Origin of the sequence: Streptomyces sp. NBC_00045 (assembly GCF_045041095.1) — a bacterium.
Lineage (GTDB): Bacteria > Actinomycetota > Actinomycetes > Streptomycetales > Streptomycetaceae > Streptomyces.
Window position 1 is genome coordinate 824,232 of sequence record NZ_CP108271.1, and the last position, 18,196, is coordinate 842,427.

Below are 18,196 nucleotides of genomic sequence, written 5' to 3' on the forward strand. Positions count from 1 at the left end.
CCTGACGACGGAAGGACATCATGCGCCGCATCGCCCGGGCCCCCTGGGAGCTGCTCAAGCGGACCTTCGGCTGGCTGGTGCTCTTCGAGGCCAGGAACAAGGTCCTGCTCGCGCCCTCGGCGGTGCGGCTGCGCCGCTTCGAGGACGCGGAGACCGCCCGGCTCGCCGCCTCGCTGGGCAGCCCGCCGAACGCCCTGGTGGCCACGGTGATCGCCACTCACCGGCGCCCCGACGCGCTGCGCGCGGCCATCCGCTCGGCCTTGGCGCAGACCGTGACCGATCAGGTGGTCATCGTCGTCGACGACGGCGCGGGCCTCCCCGAACTACCGGCGGATCCCAGGTTGTTCGCGGTCTCTCTGGCCCGCAACACGGCCACGGCCGGGGTCGTGCGCAACGTGGGGATACGGCTGACCCGCTCGCGGTACGTGGCCTTCCTGGACGACGACAACCTGTGGGAACCCGACCACCTGGAGCAGGCCCTCGCGGTGCTGGAACCGGGCGGCGGGCCCGACGCCGTGTACACCGCCCTGCGCCGGGTGCTCCCCGACGGATCCGAACGGGACGTCCTGTCGGTGCCGTTCGACCGCCGTCGGGCCGCCCACGAGGCCTTCCTCGACACCAACGCCTTCGTCGCGCGCCGCACCCGGTCCCTGTACTTCAGCCGGCTGCGGCGCACCCCGGAAGTGCTGCCGCGCGAGGACTGGGAACTCGTACGCCGCTACGCCCGCCGCCACGAGGTCCACCACGTGCCCCGCCCCACGGTCCGCTACCTGGTCAACCCGGAGAGCTTCTACACCGCCTGGGACGGTCCGGCGCCCTCCGGGTGACGGGAGTGGGCCGCCCGCGTCCGGTCAGGGCCCGGGGGTAGCGCGCAGTGCGGACGGGGTGGCCAGGGCCCGGGCCGCCGCCAGGCTCGCCGGCCGGCCGAGCGCCGCCCGCGAGGTCTCCCGCAGCAGGACGGCCCCCCGGAAGGCCGCGGTCGCCGCCGCCCCGTGCCGGCGGCGGTAGAGCCGTACCCGGTTGAGGGTCAGGAGGGTCCACAGGCGTGGCGAGACCTGCGAGTCGCCGCCGAGGTGGACGGCCGAGGCGGCGGGTTCGAGACGGGTCGCGAAGCCGCGGTCCCGGGCCCGCAGGCAGTACTCGGTCTCCTCCGAGTACAGGAAGAAGGATTCGTCCCAGGCCCCGCAGGCATCCAGGCAGTCCCGGGAGAGAGCCATCAGCGCGCCGGTCGCCCAGTCGGCGACGGTCGCCCGCCCGTACGCCTCCGGGTCGGTGACCAGCTCGCTCCACCGCGGGAAGCGTCCGGCCCGCCGGTTGCCGATCACCGCCTCGCCCAGGGCGCGCGTCACGCGCGACTCCCGGCGCAGCGAGTGCTGGAGCGCCCCGTCCTCCTCGTACAGCAGCGGGACGCTGATCCCGACGCGACGGCCGCCGGCCAGGGGGGCGTCGAGCGCGTCGACGAGGAGCGCGGCGCAGCCCCGCCGCATCCGGATGTCCGGATTGCTCACGAGGGCGGCGCGGAAGCCGCCCTCCCACGTGGCTGCGGCCTCCAGGGCGGCGTTCACCCCGGCCGCGTACCCGGCGTTGCGGCCGGTCTGGACGACCGTCGCGTCGGGGGCCAGCGAGCGGAGCAGGCCGACGGTGTCGTCGGCGGAGTCGTTGTCGGCGACGACCAGACGCCAGTCGAGCCCGGCCATGCCCTCCGGTAGGGAGGCGAGGAACTCGGGCAGGACCCGGGCGCTGTTCCACGTGACGACGACGACGGCTACGGGACCGGCTGCGCGACTTCGGTCCTGCGGGGCCGGGTGGCGGCGGGAGGGCATGGGGACTCCACGGTGAGGGGCTTCGGCGCACCGCGCCGGATGAAGCCGAGGTAACTGCCTCCGGCGGCGATCGTCAGGAAGAACATCCCGGCGAACATCGGGAAGCTGAGGGCGTCGAAGGTGGCGCTGCTGACGAGGGCGACGAGCGCCGAGGCGAAGAACGCCTGGCCGAGTTCCCGGTCGGACTCGTCGGTGGCGAGGCGGCGGATGGCACCGCCCTGGTGGATTCCGATGAGGAACAGCGCCATGAGGGCGAGCAGGCCGCACAGGCCCATCTCCGCCAGGGTGAGCATGTACTGGTTGTCGGTGAAGAAGTAGAGGTCGGGGGTGAAGGTTCCCAGGCCGCGCCCGAAGAGGGGTCGTTCCTCCAGGTAGGGGACGATCGCGCTGTACTTCACGGTACGGGCCTGGGTGCTGCTGTCGGAGTTCGACAGGAAGGACCCGAACAGTGTGGTGATGGTGCCGATCAGGCCGGGGACGAGGACCTTGAAGCAGGCCACCGACCCCATCAGCAGGCCGATCGTGGTCCAGCGCCGCTGCGGTTTCCAACGGGGCACCATCACGAGTACGACGATGAGCGCCCCGATGATGGAGGTCCGCGACACCGTCAGCGGCAGGGCGCCGCCCATCAGGACCACCGGGCCCCAGCGCCGCCACCGGCTGAGGTGGCTGCGGACCGGGTCGAAGGCCTGCTGTACGGCGAAGGGCAGCAGCAGGGCGAGCATGCCGCCGAACTCCAGTGGCTGGGCCGTGGTGGAGCGCGGCCTGGTGAACGCCCCGCGGTCGAGCGTGGTGATCTGCGCGACGCTTGAGTGGAGTCCGGGGATGCTGATGTGTTCGGCGATGTTCGTCGCGGTGAAGAAGTCGTAGTAGCCGATGGCGGCCACCACCGAGGCCATCACCACGGCCCGCCGCAGCAGGGTGTCGAGGCGGGCCCGGTCCTGGATGCCGGCCGAGACCAGCACCACGATGGACACCCAGACGAGCAGTCCGATCAGCCCGCGGTCGGCGCCGAGCACCTCCTTGTGGGTGCTGCCCCGGGTGGCGTTGGCGAGGTACGAGGCGAGGACCGAGACGGCGAGCAGCCACATCACGACGCGGGGCAGCCGGGTGCCGGTGGCCGCCCGGATCCGGCCGGTCAGCCAGGTCGCCAGGTACCAGAACAGGCCCAGGAGGGCGAAGACGTTGGCCGGTGTACCGACCCCACCCATGCCCGGCAGGGTCAGGTTCGACGGGATGAAGAAGGCCAGGCCGAGGTAGCCGCTGAGCAGTGCGGCGGCGTCCGGCGCGCGGCCCGGCAGCCTCCTGCGCACGCGCGCCTTCGCCGCGCCGGCCAGGGCGGCGGCTTCGCGCCTGCGGCGGCGGGCCACCAGCAGGGTCTCCGTGACGAAGGAGAGGGTGAAGCCGGCGGTCACGCCGGCGATGACGACGCCCAGCACTTGCTGGTAGCGGGACTTGAGCTGCGGCACCGGTGTCTGCGGGAGCACGACGGGCGCCGTCTGCACGAAGTACGCGGGCTGTACCTTGGCGGCTGCCTGGAGGGCGTTGAGCTGCTCGCCGGCGAACGTCGTCAGGGTGCTGGTCTCCTTGAGGACCTTCGCCCGGTCGGTGCCCGTGACGGTCAGGGTCAGCATCGGGCCCGAGGTGTTCGCGGCGAAGCCGACCGTGTAGGGGTCGCTCACCCCGAGGCCCTGCAGGTCGCGCGCCGCGTCGGCTCCGGACAGGGTCCTGATCAGCACGTCGGCGGTCACCACCAGTGAACCTCCCGCGTTCGAGATGGGGTTGCCGAAGGCGGGGGCCAGTTCGGCCACCGCAGTGGAGTCGAGCAGCGCCACCGAGCTCTGCGACTGGTACGCCACGGGCACCGACCGGTACAGGTGCAGGCCCGCGAGGAGTCCGAGCACCGTCAGGGGCACCATGACGTACCAGCGGCGCCGCAGCACGGCCGCCATCTCACCGATGCTCACGAACGCCCCCTCCTGACTGGCGGAACCGATGGCGGGCCGACCCGCGTCCTGGAAAGATCGAACGCGACGGAAGGAATGCTGTGTCGCCTGGTGAGTTGTTCCGCACGCTTCGCCGCCGCTGGTACGTCCTGGTCCTGGTGGCGGTGCTCGCGGCCGCCGGGGCCGTGCAGGTGCTCCGCCCCGAACAGACCTACGTGAGCTCGGCGATCGTCGTGCTCAAGCCGCCGGTGACGGGCAGCCAGCCCAACCAGCTCGCCAATCTCCAGCCGCCGCTCGCCGCGGTGTCCTACGCGGCGGTCCAACAGCTCGAATCGCCTGCGGGGGCGGCCGAGTTGCACGCCGCGGGGGTGAGCGGCGGCACCTACCGGCTGATCCCGCGCAACAGCGGCACCAGCGTCACCCCCCGCTATCTGATCCCCTCGCTCCAGGTGCAGGCGGAGCACGCGGAGCCGGCCGCGGCCAACCTGGCCGTGCTGAAGGTCGTCGAGGCCTATACGAAGCACCTCGCGGCCATGCAGGCCGAGCAGCAGATCCCGGAGCGGGCACGGATGAGCGTGACCCTTCTGGTGCCGCCGACCGCGGTGGCCCAGACCGGGACCAAGAGCCGCGCACTGGCCGGGACGGTGCTGCTCGCCGGGGTGTGCGCCGTGGCCGCGGCCCTGTGGACCGATCAGCTCGTGACGCGCCGGAACCGGCGCCGGCGCGAGGGCGCCGACACCGGTCCGGTGAGTGACGGGGCCGGGAGCCGGGTGCCCGCGGCCGTGGCCGCGGCGGCCCGCTGAGGAAGCGGGCCGCCGGGCCGGCGGTGCCCCGAGGACGGGGCGGTGGTGCTGTTGGTGCTGCTGGTTCATCAAATCCCTCGGCGTTTCCAGGACTGCCACCACAGCCACTCGCGCCCCCGGTCAACGACGGCGGAGAGCACCAGCGGCTGGAGGTACGGCATCACGCGGGCCCCGACCCGCCGGCGCCTGCGCAGCGCCCGGTACTCGGCGAGCGAGGCGTAGCCCGGCAGGCACTCCGCGGCGAACGCCTCCAGCTCGTCGACCGGCACCACGCCGGTGCGGCCCCGGTCGTACGCGCGGTAGGCGCGGCGCAGCGCGTACCGGGCGAGCCGGGTCCGCGCGAGGTCCGACAGCCGGCCGGCCTCCGGGAGCAGGCCGCCGCACTTCTCCAGTACCGAGTCGAAGGCGACGAGGCGCTGGCGCAGGTCGTCGAGCTGGCCGCCGAAGTCCGTGGTGGACATGTTGTTGCCGTGGACGCGGTAGAAGGCCTGGTCGGCCCCGCGGACGTAGCCGACGTCGGCGTGCGCCGCGAGCCGCATCCACATCTCGATGTCGCCCGCGTGCGGGAGGTCCGGGTCGTAGCCTCCGACCTTGCGCTGGAGGCTGGTGCGGACGACCACCTCGGGCGAGGTGATGCACCCGGTGCCCTCCCGGAAGCGGCGTTCCAGCCACCACCGTCCGGGGTAGACCACGGAGCCGGTGCCGTGGGTCCGGGCGGCGGGGAGCGGTCCCCCGTGCCGGAACCGCAGCGGCCGGCCGTAGGCGAAGCCGACCTCGGGGTGGGCGTCGAGCAGGGCCGCGGCGCGCACCAGGGCCCCGGGGACGAGCCGGTCGTCGGCCGAGAGGAGGGCCGTGTAGTCCCCGTCTGCCCATTCCAGCAGGCCTTCGTTGTAGGTGGCGATGTGGCCCTGGTTGCGCTCGTGGACCCGCACCTCGATCCGGGGGTCGGCGGCCGCGAGGGCGCGCGCGACGTCCGCGGAGTCGTCGGGCGAGGCGTCGTCGATGATCAGCACCCGTACGTCGACGCCGGGCTGCTCGTCCAGGACGCTCTTGACGCAGTCGGCCAGGAAGTGGCCGTACTTGTAGCAGGGGATCACCACGCTGACGGTGCTCACTGGGCGGCCACCTCCGTGGAACCCGACGCGGCGAGACCGGCCGGAGCCGTGGTGGTGAACACCGGACCGACCCAGTAGTTCACGGAGCCGAAGGTGTTGGTGGGGAAGGCGGCGGAAGCACCGTACTTGTAGAGGCCGTTGGCACCGCCGCTGCCGTCGGCCGGAGCGACCAGCGGGTAGGAGCGGTGTGCGGCGGTGAAGTAGCCGCCGTCCACGGCGTACTTGCCGTTCGGGGCGTGGTAGGACGCCACGTAGCTGGTGCCGGCGGTGATGGGCACCGGGGTAGTGAAGTGGAGCTGCTGCCAGCCGGACAGGGTTTCGCTGCCGAAGGTGCCGGTCGCGAGGAGCGTGCCGTTGGCCGACCACAGGCTGCCGGTGTGCGTGCCGGTGTTCCCGGGGCCCTTGTAGAAGGTGATGCCGGTGACGTAGCCGTTGGCCGCGGACTGGAAGCGGGTGCCCAGCTCGACGGAGTTGGTGTCGTCGGTGACGCTCGGGGTGCTGGGTACGGTGGAGGACCCCCACAGGATGCAGGGGCAGTTGACCGTGGGCGGGCTGGTGCTGGTGGTGAACGTCCAGGTGACGGGCGCCGCCATGGTGTTGCCCCACAGGTCGGCCGCTTGCACGGAGGCGGTGTACGTGGTGTTCAGCCCGAGTTCGGTGGACGGGGTGAAGGTGGCGCTGTTGGAGGCGCTGAGGACCTTGTTGCCGGGGACGGTGGCCCCGCTGGCGTCCTTGACGGTGAAGGCGAGCGTGTCGGCGTCGATGCCCTCGTTGAAGGTGGCGCCCAGCTGCGTGGTGATCGACGTGCCGACGGCCGCGGACTGCGGGGTGGTGGAGGTGACGGAGGGCGGTGTGGTGCTCGCGGCGGAGGTGTCCAGGACCGCGTCGACCCAGTAGTTGCTGCCGGACGACGCCGTGGAGGGGAACCCGCCCGTGGCGCTGTAGCGGTACACGCCGTTGCCTCCGTCGGTCCCGCTGCGCAGCGCGGTCAGCGGGGCGAGCCCGGCGTCGGCGGTGGCGAAGGTGTTGTCGAAGGAGTACCCGCCGTTGGGGGCGAAGTAGGAGGCGATGTAAGTGGTGTTGGCCTTGACCGGGACCAGTGAGGCGAAGTTCAGCTGTTGCCAGCCCGACGCCGTCTCGTTGGTGAAGGTTCCGGTGGCCAGGCGCTGGCCGCTGCTGCTCCACAGGCTGCCGGTGTGGGTGCCGGTGTTGGCCGGGGACTTGTAGAAGCGGACGCCCGTGATGGAGCCGGGCGTGGAGGAGCGGATCTTCACGCCGAGTTCGACGGCGCTCCCGTCGCCGGCGTTGACGGTGCCCGGTACGGCTGCGGCCGGCCAGACGGTGCAGGGGCACTGCTGGGGACCGACGGTGAGGGGGACGGTGGTGGTGGCGCCGATGTTGACGCTGTCGTCCACCGCACGGACCTTGAGCTGTACGGCTCCGGGGGCGGTCGGGGTCCACTTGTAGCTCCAGGAGCCGACCCCGGTGGTCGCCTTCCAGGTGGTGCCGCCGTCGGTGGAGACCTCGACGCGGGCCACGACGCCGCCGGTGTCCGTGGCGGTGCCGGTGATGGTCACCGGCCGCAGGGCGGGGACGGTGGCGCCCGCGGCGGGGCTGGTCACGGTGACGGCCGGTCCGGTGGTGTCCGTGGAGGCGGTCGTGGCGACCAGGTCGCTCTGCAGGGACTTGGGCTGGACGCCCATGTCGGCGAAGACGTTCACGGTGGCCTGCTGCATCCGCTTGTCGGCGGTGACCACGGTGTCGTCGGGGTTGCCCGTGGGCATGTTGGTCAGGCCCCAGGACCACTGCACGGTGCCCGCGCCGAAGACCAGGGCGTGCGAGGTCTGGTCGCGGAAGGCGACGAGGCTGTGGGTGGCGGTGCCGTTGCCGTAGGTGTTGCCGTAGTCGAGGCGCAGTTTGCCGTCGTTGATGTCCACGGTGGTGGACGACAGCTGGATCTGGCCGGGCGGGCGGGCCGCGTCCTCCACGTCGCTGTCCCATTCGTACCCGAGGGTGCCGACGGGGAACGTGGCGGTCTGGGAGGGGGTGAGGGAGGCGACCGTGGTGTTGCGCCACATCCGCATCCTGGCGAAGGAGCCGGGGACGGTGATGGCGTCGCTGCGGTAGCCGTTCACGCTGAACAGCGAGCCGGTCAGCTGGTTCTGCGGCTGGTAGGGCCGGCCGTTCGTGGAACTGGCCGGGTCCATGAAGGTGCCGGTCCAGATCCCGCTCGGGTCGGGAACGCCGTTGGGCTGGGGGAAGGAGAGCTTGGTCTCCTTGTAGCAGACCAGGGTCCGGTTCGCGGTGTTGGTGCCGTCGTTGCTGGGGGCCAGCCGGGTCTTCCAGAAGATCTCGTTGCCGCTGAAGTAGGTCTGGTTCACCCCGGCCCGGCGGGCGGTGAGGGCGTTGGTGAACTGGTCCTGCGTCCAGTACTCGTCGTGCCCGGAGGACATGAAGACCTTGTGGTTCTGCAGCGGGGCCGCGCCCCTGGTCGACATGTCGATGCCGGATGTGTAGCTGACGTCGTAGCCGTTGCGCTCCAGCCAGGAGAGCATCTGGTACTCGGAGCCGTAGATGCCGTTCTCGCCGCCGATGTCCATGGGCCGGTTGTAGCTGACCTCGTACGCCCGGCCGTCGGGGGCGGGCCCGCCGCCTCCGTAGAGGTCCTGGCCGCCGTAGTCGTTGTACGCCTGCCAGGTCTGGTCGCTGGTCTGGACGACGATGTCGGAGTGGCTGGAGTCGTTGCGGACGACGAACGGGTACGGCATGACCCCGTTGCCGTCGGCCTGGTCGAGGTTGGCGACGTACAGGCCGGACACGGCGTCGGACGGCACGCTCCACGTCGCGGTGACGGACCAGTTGCCGCAGTCCACCAGCCCGGTGGCGGGCTTGGTGGTGCAGCTGCGGGGGTTGCCGCCCGGCAGGAAGTTCGCCGGGTAGGTCTGGGCCGCCTGTACCGCGGTCGACATCAGGCGGGCCCCGTCGCCCCCGTAGTAGCCCAGCCGGTAGACCGAGACGTGGTACGGGGTCGACGACTGCACCTTGAACTGCACGGTGTCGCCCGCCTGGACGCTCATCTGGGCGCTGAAGCCCTTGATGTCGCCGTAGGCGCTGGGCGCGAACCAGTCGGACATCGGCGTGCCCGGTTTGGAGTTCTCGCACACGATCGCGTTGGTGCCGGGACCGCAGGGGTCCACGGCGCCCGCCACGGCCGGCGGTAAGAGCGCGGTCATGAGCGCCGCGACCACGGTGAAGAGGCCGTACCGGATCAGCCTTGTCCGTCTGTTCATCTGTACCTCATTTGTTCTGCGTCAGAGCAGGGCGCTCGTGAGGGCGTCCACGACCCGCTGCTGCTGGGCGGCGGTGATCTGCGGGAAGAGCGGGAGGGAGAGCATCCGGTCCGCGGCCCGCTCGGCGTGCGGGAAGTCCCCGCGGCCGTGACCGAGGTGGCCGAAGGCCGGGGTGAGGTGGACCGGGGCCGGATAGTGCACGCCGGCACCGATGCCTTCCGCGTTGAGCTTGCCGACGACCTCGTCGCGGTCGGCTCCGCTGACCCGGACGACGTACAGGTGCCACACGTGGACGTTGTCCGCCGCGGTGACGGGCAGGGTCAGGCGTCCGGCCGCCGCCAGGTCGGCGAGCAGTTCGTCGTAGCGGGCGGCGGCGGCGCGGCGGGCCGCGTTCCCGTCGGCGAGGCGGGCGAGCTTGGCCCGCAGCACGACGGCCTGGAGGCCGTCGAGCCGGCTGTTGAACCCGGCCACGTCGTGCCGGTACTTGGCGATGCCGCCGTGGTTGGCCAGGGCCCGAACGAGGTCGGCCGTCTCCTCGTCGTCGGTCACGACCGCGCCCGCGTCGCCGTACGCGCCCAGGTTCTTGCCCGGGTAGAAGCTGGTGGCGGCGATCCCGCCGCTGCCGGCCGTGCGGCCGGCGCGGGTGGCGCCCTGGCTCTGCGCGGCGTCCTCGACGACCTTGGCGTGCGCCGGCAGCTGCGCGGCCAGTTCCGCGGCTGCGGCGCACTGTCCGTACAGGTGGACCGGGACGACGGCCCGGGTGGCCCTGCCGACCGCGTCCAGCGCGGCCTGCGGGTCCATGAGCAGGGTGTCGGGCAGGCAGTCGACCAGGACCGGCCGGGCGCCGATCCGGGCGACGGCACCGGCGGTGGCGATGAACGTGTTGGCGGGCAGTACCACCTCGTCGCCGACGCCCACCCCACTGGCGCGCAGGGCCAGTTCGAGCGCGTCGGTGCCGTTGGCCACGCCGACGCAGTGCCCGACCCCGGCGAAGGCTGCGTATTCGCGCTCGAAGGCGCGGACCTCCTCACCGCCGATGAAGGCGGTGTCGGCCAGCACCCGGTCGAATCCTGCGCGTATCTCCTGCGCGACCTCGGCGTGCGCCGCCTGCAGGTCCACGAGCGGTATCCGGTTCATCCGACTGTGCTCCCCATCCGTGTCTCCGGCCTGCGGCCGGTCCGTTCGTCATCGGCCCGCAGCTCTTCGAGCGCCGGGCCACCCGCCTCGCGCAGCCGGCGGGCCGGGCTTCCGGCCCACACCTCGCCGGGCGGCACATCGGCCAGGACCGTGCTCCCCATGCCGGTCAGCGACCAGGCGCCGACCGTCGTGCCCTCCCGGACCAGGGCGCCCGCGCCCACGTACGCCCCGCGCCCCAGCCGGACCCCGCCGCCCAGGCGGACCCCCGAGGCGAGCGTGGCGAAGTCCCCGACCGTGTCGTCGTGGGTGAGGACCGCGTGCGGCATCACCGCCACGTGGGCCCCCACCCGTACGGCCGCGGTCAGCACGCAGTGCGCGAGCAGGACCGAGCCCGCACCGAGCACCGAGGACGCCGAGACGGCGGCCGTGGGGTGCACCACGGTCGCGTACCGGTCCTCGGGCAGGGCCAGGCGCCGCACGAGGCGGGCCCGTACGGCGTAGTCGCGCGGGCTGCCCACGCAGACCACGACCCGGGCCCCGGGGCGCCGGTGCACCAGGTCGCTGCCGCCCAGCACCGGCACCCCGTCCACGTCCCGGCCGTGCAGGGCCGGGTCGTCGTCCAGGTGCCCGGCGAGCCGCCACCGCGGTGCGCGGCCGCGCTCCCGGTCGGCGGCGGCCGCGTCCCGTACGGCCTGGGCGGTCTCGCGCGCGAATCCGCCCGCCCCGACGACCAGCAGGTCCTCGGTCGGCAGCGCCCCGGCGCCCGGGCGGTCGGGGGCGGTCATCCGGCGGCTCGTGCGCGCAGTGCCGCGACCACCCGGTCCTGCTGGTCGTGCGTCATCGTGTGGAACAGCGGCAGGATCAGCGAGTCGCGGCTGATCCGTTCGGTCACCGGCAGCGGCGCCGCTGCGTGCCCGGCGTACGCCGGTTCCAGGTGCGAGGCCATGATCCCGCGCCGGGCCGAGATCCCGGCCTCGGCCAGCACGGCGAGGAGCTCGTCGCGGCCGACGGGGTAGTCCTCGGTCAGCAGCACCCAGTACGACTGGAAGTTGCCTTCGCCGTGGCCGGGGTCGCGGACCGGGCGCAGACCGGGGATGCCGTCGAGCAACCGGCCGTACCGGGCGGCCAGTTCGCGGCGGCGGGCCACGATCGCGTCCAGTTTGCCGAGCTGCACCAGGCCGACCGCGGCCTGGATGTCGGTCATCCGGTAGTTGTAGCCGACCTCCAGATAGCTCTCGGCGATGGGCTTGCTGCTGGCGTGCCGTTGCGCCGCGGACACGTTCATGCCGTGCTCGCGCAGGCGGCGCAGGCGCTGCGCCCACTGGGCGTCGTCGGTGGTCACCATGCCGCCCTCACCGGTGGTGATCACCTTGCGGGGGTGGAAGGACCAGGCGGCGAGCAGGGCGCCGTGGCCCACCGACTTGCCGCCCACGGTCGCGCCGATCCCGCAGGCCGCGTCCTCGACGAGCGGGACGCCCCAGTCGGCGCACGCCGCGCGCAGGGCGTGCACGTCCGCCGGCACCCCGCCCTGGTGGACGGCGAGGACCGCCTTCGTCCGCGGGGTGCGTACGGCGTCCACGGTGTCGGGGGTCAGGTTCCCGGTGGCCTCCTCGACGTCCGCGAACACCGGGTGCGCGCCCACGTACCGCACCGCGTTGGCGGTGGCGATGAAGGACAGCGAGGGTACGACCACTTCGTCGCCCGGGCCGAGGTCGAGCGCGATCAGCGCCAGGTGCAGGGCGGTGGTGCACGAGCTCACGGCGATGCCGTGCTCGGCGCCCACCCGTTCGGCGAAGGCCCGCTCGAACTCGGTGACGCGGGGACCCTGGGCCACCCAGCCCGAGAGCACCGCGTCGGCGGCCGCCCGCGCCTCCTCTTCACCGAGCCACGGGACCATGACGGGGATGCGGCCGGGCGCGGGGGCCTGGGCGGGTACGGGGTCCTGGGCGCTCATCGGCGGCCCTCCGCGTCGGTGCCGGCCTCCGCGTCCGCCGCGCGCTCGGCCCGCCACCAGTCCACCAGGTCCCGCAGTCCGCGGCGCATGTCGATCTCGGTGGTGAAACCGAGGCGCTCCGAAGCCCGCGAGGTGTCGGCGAGGCGCCGGGTGACTCCGTTCACGGCGCGGGCCGGGCCGTGCTCCGGCACCATCCCCTCCGCGCCCATGGCCTCCAGCAGCCCGACCGCGAGGTCGCGCAGGCTGGTCTCGGACCCGCTGGCGACGTTGAACACCTCGTCGGTCAGGTCGGATTCGGCGGCGAGGAGGTTGGCCCGTGCGATGTCCCGGACGTCGGCGAAGTCCATCGTCTGGGTGCCGTCGCCGAGGATCAGCGGCGGCTCGCCCGCCGTGATCCGTTCCATCCAGCGGATGAGCACCTCGGTGTACAGCCCGTGGATGTCCATGCGGGGCCCGTACACGTTGAAGTAGCGCAGGGCGATGTAGTCCAGCCCGTACATGGCGTGGAAGCTGCGCAGCACGCCCTCGTTGAAGGCCTTCGCCGCCCCGTAGAAGGTGTCGTTGTTGTACGGGTGGTGGCGCTCCGTGGTGGGGAAGGTCTCGGCGAGGCCGTAGACCGAGGCCGAGGACGAGGCGATGACCTTGCCCACCCCGGCGGCGACTGCCGCCTCCAGTACGTTGAACGTGCCGTCGACCAGTACCTCGTTCGCCAGGCGCGGCTCCTCCGCGCACTGGGTGATCCGGATGGCGGCGAGGTGGAACACCAGCTCGGCGCCCTCGGTCGCCTTGCGGACGGCGGCCGTGTCGCGGATGTCTCCCTCGACGACGTCCACGACGCCGCTCTCCAGGGCACGGGCCAGGTTGGCGGTGCGCCCCCGGACGAAATTGTCGAGCACCACGACTTCGCGCGCCCCGTTGTCCACCAGCAGGTCGACCACGTGCGAACCTATGGTGCCCGCTCCGCCGGTGACCAGAATCCTCTTGCCTCGTACGCTGCTCAACGCCCTGCCCCTACTGAGTCGGTCATGGTGTTTCGTGCTGCGCCCGGCGCGGTGTGCGCGGCTGCGGGCGCGGTGGTGCCGCGAACGGTCAACGGCCGGTGCGCAGTCCGACGACCGCGCCGCGGAACTCCAGGCTGCGGGAGGCCGCTTCGAGGATGTCGAGGACCTGGAGGCCCGACCGGCCGTCGGTCAGTGCCGGTCGGCGTGTCCTGACGGCGGCGGCGAACTCCTCGACCATGCTGCGCAGGGCTTCCTTCTCGCCGAGCGCGGGGGCCACCATGTCGCCGCTGCGGTAGGAGACGAGCATGTCGCGGCGTTCGTCCGCGCCGATCTCCTGCGGAGCGGTCATGTCCACCCCGCGGTCGAACACGGCGATGCGCTGGGTGGGGTTGAGGTCGTCCCACACCAGGGTGCGCTTGGATCCGCCGACCATCGTGGTGCGGACCTTGACCGGGGACAGCCAGTTGACGTGCACGTGGGCGATGGCGCCGGTGTTGAGCGTGAGCGTCAGATAGGCGACGCAGGACTGGCCGGCGCCGATCGGGTCGGCCCCGTGCGCGGCGACGGCGACGGGCCGCACGTTCTCCGGGAGGATGAAGTCGAGGACCGACAGGTCGTGGGGGGCCAGGTCCCACAGGACGTCGACGTCCTTCTGGACGAGCCCCAGGTTGATCCTGACCGAGTCGAAGAACTGGATCTCGCCGAGGTCGCCCGCCCGGACCATCTCGCGGATGCGGCCGACGGCCGGCGTGTAGCAGTAGGTGTGGTCGCACATGAGGGTGAGGCCGCGCGCCTCCGCCTCGGTAACCAGGCGCAGACCGTCCTCGTACGTGGCCGCGAGGGGCTTCTCCACGAGGACGTGCTTGCCGGCGCGCAGGGCGGCCAGCGCCACGTCGAGGTGGGTGCCGGCCGGGGTGGCCACGGCGACGGCCTCGACGGCCGGGTCGGCAAGGACGGCCGCGTAGTCCGCGGTCGCCTGGACGGTGGAGTAGCCGCCGAGCACCTTCCGGGCCCGGTCGACGTTCAGATCGCAGAGCCAACGGAGCCGGAACTCCGGACTCGACTGGAAGTTGCGGACGAGATTGGGGCCCCAGTAGCCCGCGCCGACGACGGCGACGCCTAACCGCTCCATCCGTCGCGGACCCGCGGGACCTGCGGCTCCTGCGGTGCGCCCCGCGAATTTCACGGTGTCCTTCGCGGTGTCTTTCCCGGTGTCGTTCACAACGTTCCCCTTCCTTCCACGCACGCCCGCGGGCGTGTCGACAACCCATGGCGGGGACGCGTGCGAAGGAAGGGGGCGCCGCCGACGGCCGGCCGGGACGCCTGCGCGACCCGTGTATGCCTGCCCAACGGTGATGGCCCCCCACAACCGATGCCTACGTGTTTCGACGTACTTTCCGCCCCCCGGCCGCCCGGCGCCGCTCGCGCCGGTCCGGCCACGGGCAGGCGGCCTGTTCCCCCAAGCCGCCGAGCCCGTAATTCCCCAACTGCCTTGCTCTGACTGGATTTCAGCGTCGCCGAAGCACGCCGAATCCGGTCGGCTGGGTTCAATCTAGACCACCGCGCCTACCCCCGGGGGGAGTTGCAGGAAACGGTCGGTCCGGGTGTTCGAGCGTGCATACTTCCGGGGTGACCAGCATCGTGATCCCGGCCCACAACGAGGGCCGGGTCATCGGCCGGCTCCTCGACGCGCTCCTGGCGGATACCCCGGATTCCGGGCCCGACATCGTCGTGGTGTGCAACGGCTGTACGGACGACACCGCCTCGGTGGCGGGCGCGCGGGGCCCCCGCGTACGGGTGGTGGAGATACCGACTCCCTCCAAGCACACGGCACTTCGGGTCGGGGACGAGCACGCGCGGGGCTTCCCCCGGCTGTACGTCGACGCCGACGTCGTGTTCGGGGCGGCCGACGTACGGGCGCTGGCCGGAGCCCTCGCCTCCGGCCCCGGCCTCCTCGCCGCGGCGCCCGGACGGGACATCCCCCTCTCCGGGTGCGCCTGGCCGGTCCGCGCGTACTACCGCGTCTGGCAGCGGCTCCCGGCCGTCCGCGAGGGGCTGTTCGGACGGGGGGTCATCGCGGTGACCGAACCGGGGCACGCGCGTCTCGCCGCCCTGCCCCCACTGATGGCCGACGACCTGGCGGCGTCCCTCGCGTTCGCGCCGCAGGAGCGGCGCGTGGTCGAGGCGGCGCGGGTCGTGGTGCATCCGCCCCGCACCTGGGCGGACCTGATCAGGCGTCGGGTCAGGGCGGCGACGTCGTCCGCCGAGCTGGAGCGGTTCCAGGCATCGGCGGCGTCGAAGACACCGGGGGCGTCGGAGCGGTCCGGGTCCCGGGCGGGCGCCCAGGCGCGGACCGCACCGTCCGCGCGCACCGGAACGGGCGATCTGCGCGCACTGCTCCGGGCCCAGCCGAGCCTGCTGCCCGGGGTCGTGGTGTTCGTCGTGGCGGCCCTCGCCGCCCGCCGGGGATCCCGCAAGGCCATCCGCAGCGGGGACTTCTCCACATGGCTGCGCGACGAGAGCAGCCGGCAGGGCTGAGCCCGTGAGCGGGCCGAATCAGGGCGCACGCCGCCCAGTTGGCCCGTACACCCACTAGGGTTCCGTTCGTACGTACGAGTGACTCAGACCGTCGGCACCGGGAGCTCGGAACCATGTACCTCGCGGACCGCTCCGCGCCCGCCGGCGCGAAGACCGCACCGGACGGCGGGCCCGTCCGGGCCCCGGCGGTCGCTTCGGCCGTTCTCGCACTGGGCACGGTCAGCCTGATCACCGACGTCTCCTCCGAGATGGTCACCGCGGTGCTGCCGCTGTACCTGGTCGCCGGACTGGGTCTGAGCCCGCTCGGCTTCGGCGCGCTCGACGGCGTCTACAACGGCGTGAGCGCGCTGGTGCAGTTGACCGGCGGCCACCTCGCCGACCGGGTCCGCAACCACAAGCTGATCGCCGGGATCGGCTACGGCCTGTCCGCCCTGTGCAAGCCGCTGCTGCTGCTCGCGCACAGCCTCGGACCGGTGGGCGTGGTCCTCGCCTTGGAGCGGACCGGCAAGGGTCTGCGCACCGCCCCGCGCGACGCACTGATCTCCCTTTCCACACCTGCGGAGTTACAGGGGCGGGCGTTCGGCGTACACCGCGCCATGGACACGACCGGGGCCCTGCTCGGCCCGCCCACCGCCTTCTTCATCCTGAACATGGCGGTGGGCGGATACGACGCCGTGTTCGGTGTCAGCGCGTGCATCGCCGTGCTCGGCGTCGTGGTGCTGATGCTGTTCGTCCCGTCGGGAGCGGGCCCCGGCCCGACCGGCCCCGCCCCCGGCGCGGTGGATCCCGGTGGCGCGAGTCCCGGCCCGGCGAAGCCCGACGCGGTGAACGTGCGGGAGGCGCTGGCCCTGCTGCGCCAGCCCCGGCTGCGCGCCCTGACGGTCTGCGCCGCGCTGCTGGGCCTGACCACCGTCAGCGACGCCTTCCTCTACCTGCTGCTCCAGGACCGCAGCGGAATCCACGAGCAGTGGTTCCCGTTGCTCCCCCTCGGCACCGCCGCCGTGTTCCTGCTGCTGGCCGTGCCGGCCGGCGCCCTGGCCGACCGGATCGGGCGCCGTACCGTGTTCCTCACCGGGCACGCCCTCCTGCTGGCCGGCTACGGGCTGTTGCTGTGGGCCCCCCACTGGCCCGCCCTGCCCTGGCTGGTCCTCGTCCTGCACGGCATGTTCTACGCCGCGACCGACGGGGTGCTGCCCGCCGCCGTCGCCGCGACCGTCCCCGCGGAGCTGCGGGCCACCGGCATCGCCCTCGTCGGCACCGGCCGGGCGCTCGCCCGCTTCGGCTGCTCGCTCGCCATCGGCGCCGCTTGGACGCTCTGGGGCGCGGGCCCGGCGCTCGCCGCCGCCGCGGCCGGGCTGTGCTGCTGCACGGCCGTCGCCGGCTTCGTCCTGCGCCCGGACGCCCCGGGCTCCGCTCCGGACCCGGACCGACTCCCCCGAGGAACCCGATGACGCGCTCACGCCGGCTGCTCGTACTGGCGGTGGCCGTGCTGCTGCTCGGGGGCCTCGGTACCGCGCTGGTGCTGCGCGCCGCCGCCCGCGCCGAGCAGACGCAGGAGGGGGACCCGACGGTCGCCGCCGGCCGGGTCACGCTCGGGCGGCAGGACCGGCTGGCGTTCCTCAACGGCGCGCAGGGCCCGCACCGCGGAGCCCTCGTATCGGTCCCGGGGCAGGAGCCGCAGGCCGAGCGCACCGCCTCGGGCCTGACCTGTCAGCGCTTCCACGCTGCCGCCGGCACCGGCGTGTGCCTGAACTCCAGCCCGGGGGCGCTCGCGCAGGACAACCGGGCCCTGATCGTCGACTCGGATCTGCGCACCCTGCACGCCTTCCCGCTCGCCGGGACCCCGTCCCGGGCCCGGGTCTCACCGAGCGGCCACTTCGCCGCCTGGACGGTGTTCGTCTCCGGCGAGTCCTACGGCGCCGCGTTCTTCTCCACCCGTACGACGATCGTCGACACCCGTACCTGGGCGGTCGAACCGGATCTGGAGAAGTTCTCCATCGTGCTGGACGGGCGCCCCTACACCTCGGGCGACGTGAACTTCTGGGGCGTCACCTTCTCCAAGGACGACGACACCTTCTACGCCACCCTCGGTACGGCAGGTCAGACGTACCTGGTCAAGGGCTCGCTCGCGCGGCGCAGCGTCACCGCCCTCGCCCAGAACGTGGAGTGTCCGTCCCTGTCCCCGGACGAGACCCGCGTCGCGTACAAGAAGCGCGTCATGCGCGGCGCTTCGCTTTGGCGCGAGCACGTACTGGACCTGCGGACGCTGCGGGAGCAGCCGCTCGCCGAGAAGCGCAGCGTGGACGACCAGGCGCTCTGGCTCGACGACCGCACCCTGGCCTACGCCCTGCCCGCCGAGGGCGCTCCGGACACCACCGACCTCTGGACGGTCCCGGCGGACGGATCGGGCACCCCCCGCATCCTGACCCCGGCGGCCTCCTCCCCGACCCGGCTCGGCTGAACGCCGAACGCCGAACGCCCCCGTCAGCGTCTTGCACAGTGCGGAGGCCCTTCGGTCGTCGCCTTCGGGTCGGTGGACGAGGATCGCGCGAGCTCCGTCGACGTCGCCCTGCCGTGGCCTCCGGACGG

At 72.8% G+C, this 18,196-nt stretch carries 14 protein-coding genes; 5 read left to right on the top strand and 9 right to left on the bottom strand.

Annotation, left to right across the window (positions count from 1 at the left end; genetic code table 11):
* The first annotated feature begins 20 nt into the window (after window positions 1-20).
* The gene (locus OHA65_RS04055; protein ID WP_328761581.1) at window positions 21-827 is read left to right on the top strand and encodes a glycosyltransferase family A protein; all 807 of its coding nucleotides are present in this window, start codon (window positions 21-23) and stop codon (window positions 825-827) included.
* 24 nt (window positions 828-851) lie between these two features.
* On the opposite strand, the gene OHA65_RS04060 is transcribed toward OHA65_RS04055, so the two are convergent.
* Window positions 852-1,823 carry a glycosyltransferase family 2 protein gene (locus tag OHA65_RS04060; RefSeq protein WP_328761583.1) on the bottom strand — a complete coding sequence of 324 codons (972 nt, stop codon included), beginning with the start codon at window positions 1,821-1,823 and terminating at the stop codon, window positions 852-854.
* Window positions 1,766-3,790 carry an O-antigen ligase family protein gene (locus OHA65_RS04065; RefSeq protein ID WP_405761206.1) on the bottom strand — a complete coding sequence of 675 codons (2,025 nt, stop codon included), beginning with the start codon at window positions 3,788-3,790 and terminating at the stop codon, window positions 1,766-1,768. Before OHA65_RS04065 ends, OHA65_RS04060 begins: the two co-directional genes overlap by 58 nt.
* Before the next feature lie 95 nt (window positions 3,791-3,885).
* On the opposite strand from OHA65_RS04065, the gene OHA65_RS04070 reads away from it, so the two are divergent.
* Window positions 3,886-4,572 (top strand): hypothetical protein, encoded by a 687-nt coding sequence (locus OHA65_RS04070; RefSeq protein WP_405761208.1) that lies wholly within the window; start codon window positions 3,886-3,888, stop codon window positions 4,570-4,572.
* 68 nt (window positions 4,573-4,640) lie between these two features.
* On the opposite strand, the gene OHA65_RS04075 is transcribed toward OHA65_RS04070, so the two are convergent.
* The 7 genes from OHA65_RS04075 to OHA65_RS04105 form a co-directional block, all read right to left on the bottom strand.
* Window positions 4,641-5,687, bottom strand: coding sequence for a glycosyltransferase (locus OHA65_RS04075; RefSeq protein WP_327281694.1), 1,047 nt, complete (start codon window positions 5,685-5,687; stop codon window positions 4,641-4,643).
* Complete coding sequence (locus tag OHA65_RS04080; RefSeq protein WP_405761211.1) at window positions 5,684-8,977, bottom strand: DUF4082 domain-containing protein; 3,294 nt, start codon at window positions 8,975-8,977, stop codon at window positions 5,684-5,686. Before OHA65_RS04080 ends, OHA65_RS04075 begins: the two co-directional genes overlap by 4 nt.
* A gap of 21 nt (window positions 8,978-8,998) precedes the next feature.
* A complete protein-coding gene (locus OHA65_RS04085; protein WP_327281696.1) occupies window positions 8,999-10,114 on the bottom strand; it encodes a DegT/DnrJ/EryC1/StrS family aminotransferase in 1,116 nt (371 codons plus the stop codon).
* Complete coding sequence (locus OHA65_RS04090) at window positions 10,111-10,899, bottom strand: NeuD/PglB/VioB family sugar acetyltransferase (protein WP_405754532.1); 789 nt, start codon at window positions 10,897-10,899, stop codon at window positions 10,111-10,113. The genes OHA65_RS04085 and OHA65_RS04090 overlap by 4 nt, the downstream gene beginning before the upstream one ends.
* Window positions 10,896-12,068 carry a DegT/DnrJ/EryC1/StrS family aminotransferase gene (locus tag OHA65_RS04095; protein WP_328761591.1) on the bottom strand — a complete coding sequence of 391 codons (1,173 nt, stop codon included), beginning with the start codon at window positions 12,066-12,068 and terminating at the stop codon, window positions 10,896-10,898. Before OHA65_RS04095 ends, OHA65_RS04090 begins: the two co-directional genes overlap by 4 nt.
* On the bottom strand, window positions 12,065-13,069 hold the full coding sequence (locus OHA65_RS04100; RefSeq protein WP_327281699.1) for an NAD-dependent epimerase/dehydratase family protein: 1,005 nt from the start codon (window positions 13,067-13,069) through the stop codon (window positions 12,065-12,067). Before OHA65_RS04100 ends, OHA65_RS04095 begins: the two co-directional genes overlap by 4 nt.
* A gap of 88 nt (window positions 13,070-13,157) precedes the next feature.
* Window positions 13,158-14,291, bottom strand: coding sequence for a Gfo/Idh/MocA family oxidoreductase (locus OHA65_RS04105; protein WP_327281700.1), 1,134 nt, complete (start codon window positions 14,289-14,291; stop codon window positions 13,158-13,160).
* A gap of 407 nt (window positions 14,292-14,698) precedes the next feature.
* On the opposite strand from OHA65_RS04105, the gene OHA65_RS04110 reads away from it, so the two are divergent.
* The 3 genes from OHA65_RS04110 (at window position 14,699) to OHA65_RS04120 (ending at window position 18,068) form a co-directional block, all read left to right on the top strand.
* Window positions 14,699-15,607, top strand: coding sequence for a glycosyltransferase (locus tag OHA65_RS04110; RefSeq protein WP_405761214.1), 909 nt, complete (start codon window positions 14,699-14,701; stop codon window positions 15,605-15,607).
* A gap of 113 nt (window positions 15,608-15,720) precedes the next feature.
* Window positions 15,721-17,058, top strand: coding sequence for an MFS transporter (locus OHA65_RS04115; RefSeq protein ID WP_327281702.1), 1,338 nt, complete (start codon window positions 15,721-15,723; stop codon window positions 17,056-17,058).
* Entirely contained in the window at window positions 17,055-18,068 is a 1,014-nt protein-coding gene (locus OHA65_RS04120) for a TolB-like translocation protein (protein WP_327281703.1), read from the top strand. Before OHA65_RS04115 ends, OHA65_RS04120 begins: the two co-directional genes overlap by 4 nt.
* Window positions 18,069-18,196: the final 128 nt, after the last annotated feature.

What these genes read in the sequence shown, in the direction of transcription:
- OHA65_RS04120 (WP_327281703.1), top strand. Translation starts at nt 17,055, where the DNA reads ATGACGCGCTCACGCCGGCTGCTCGTACTGGCGGTGGCCGTGCTGCTG.
- OHA65_RS04095 (WP_328761591.1), bottom strand. Translation starts at nt 12,068, where the DNA reads ATGAGCGCCCAGGACCCCGTACCCGCCCAGGCCCCCGCGCCCGGCCGC.
- OHA65_RS04080 (WP_405761211.1), bottom strand. Translation starts at nt 8,977, where the DNA reads ATGAACAGACGGACAAGGCTGATCCGGTACGGCCTCTTCACCGTGGTC.
- OHA65_RS04055 (WP_328761581.1), top strand. Translation starts at nt 21, where the DNA reads ATGCGCCGCATCGCCCGGGCCCCCTGGGAGCTGCTCAAGCGGACCTTC.
- OHA65_RS04115 (WP_327281702.1), top strand. Translation starts at nt 15,721, where the DNA reads ATGTACCTCGCGGACCGCTCCGCGCCCGCCGGCGCGAAGACCGCACCG.
- OHA65_RS04090 (WP_405754532.1), bottom strand. Translation starts at nt 10,899, where the DNA reads ATGACCGCCCCCGACCGCCCGGGCGCCGGGGCGCTGCCGACCGAGGAC.
- OHA65_RS04085 (WP_327281696.1), bottom strand. Translation starts at nt 10,114, where the DNA reads ATGAACCGGATACCGCTCGTGGACCTGCAGGCGGCGCACGCCGAGGTC.
- OHA65_RS04060 (WP_328761583.1), bottom strand. Translation starts at nt 1,823, where the DNA reads ATGCCCTCCCGCCGCCACCCGGCCCCGCAGGACCGAAGTCGCGCAGCC.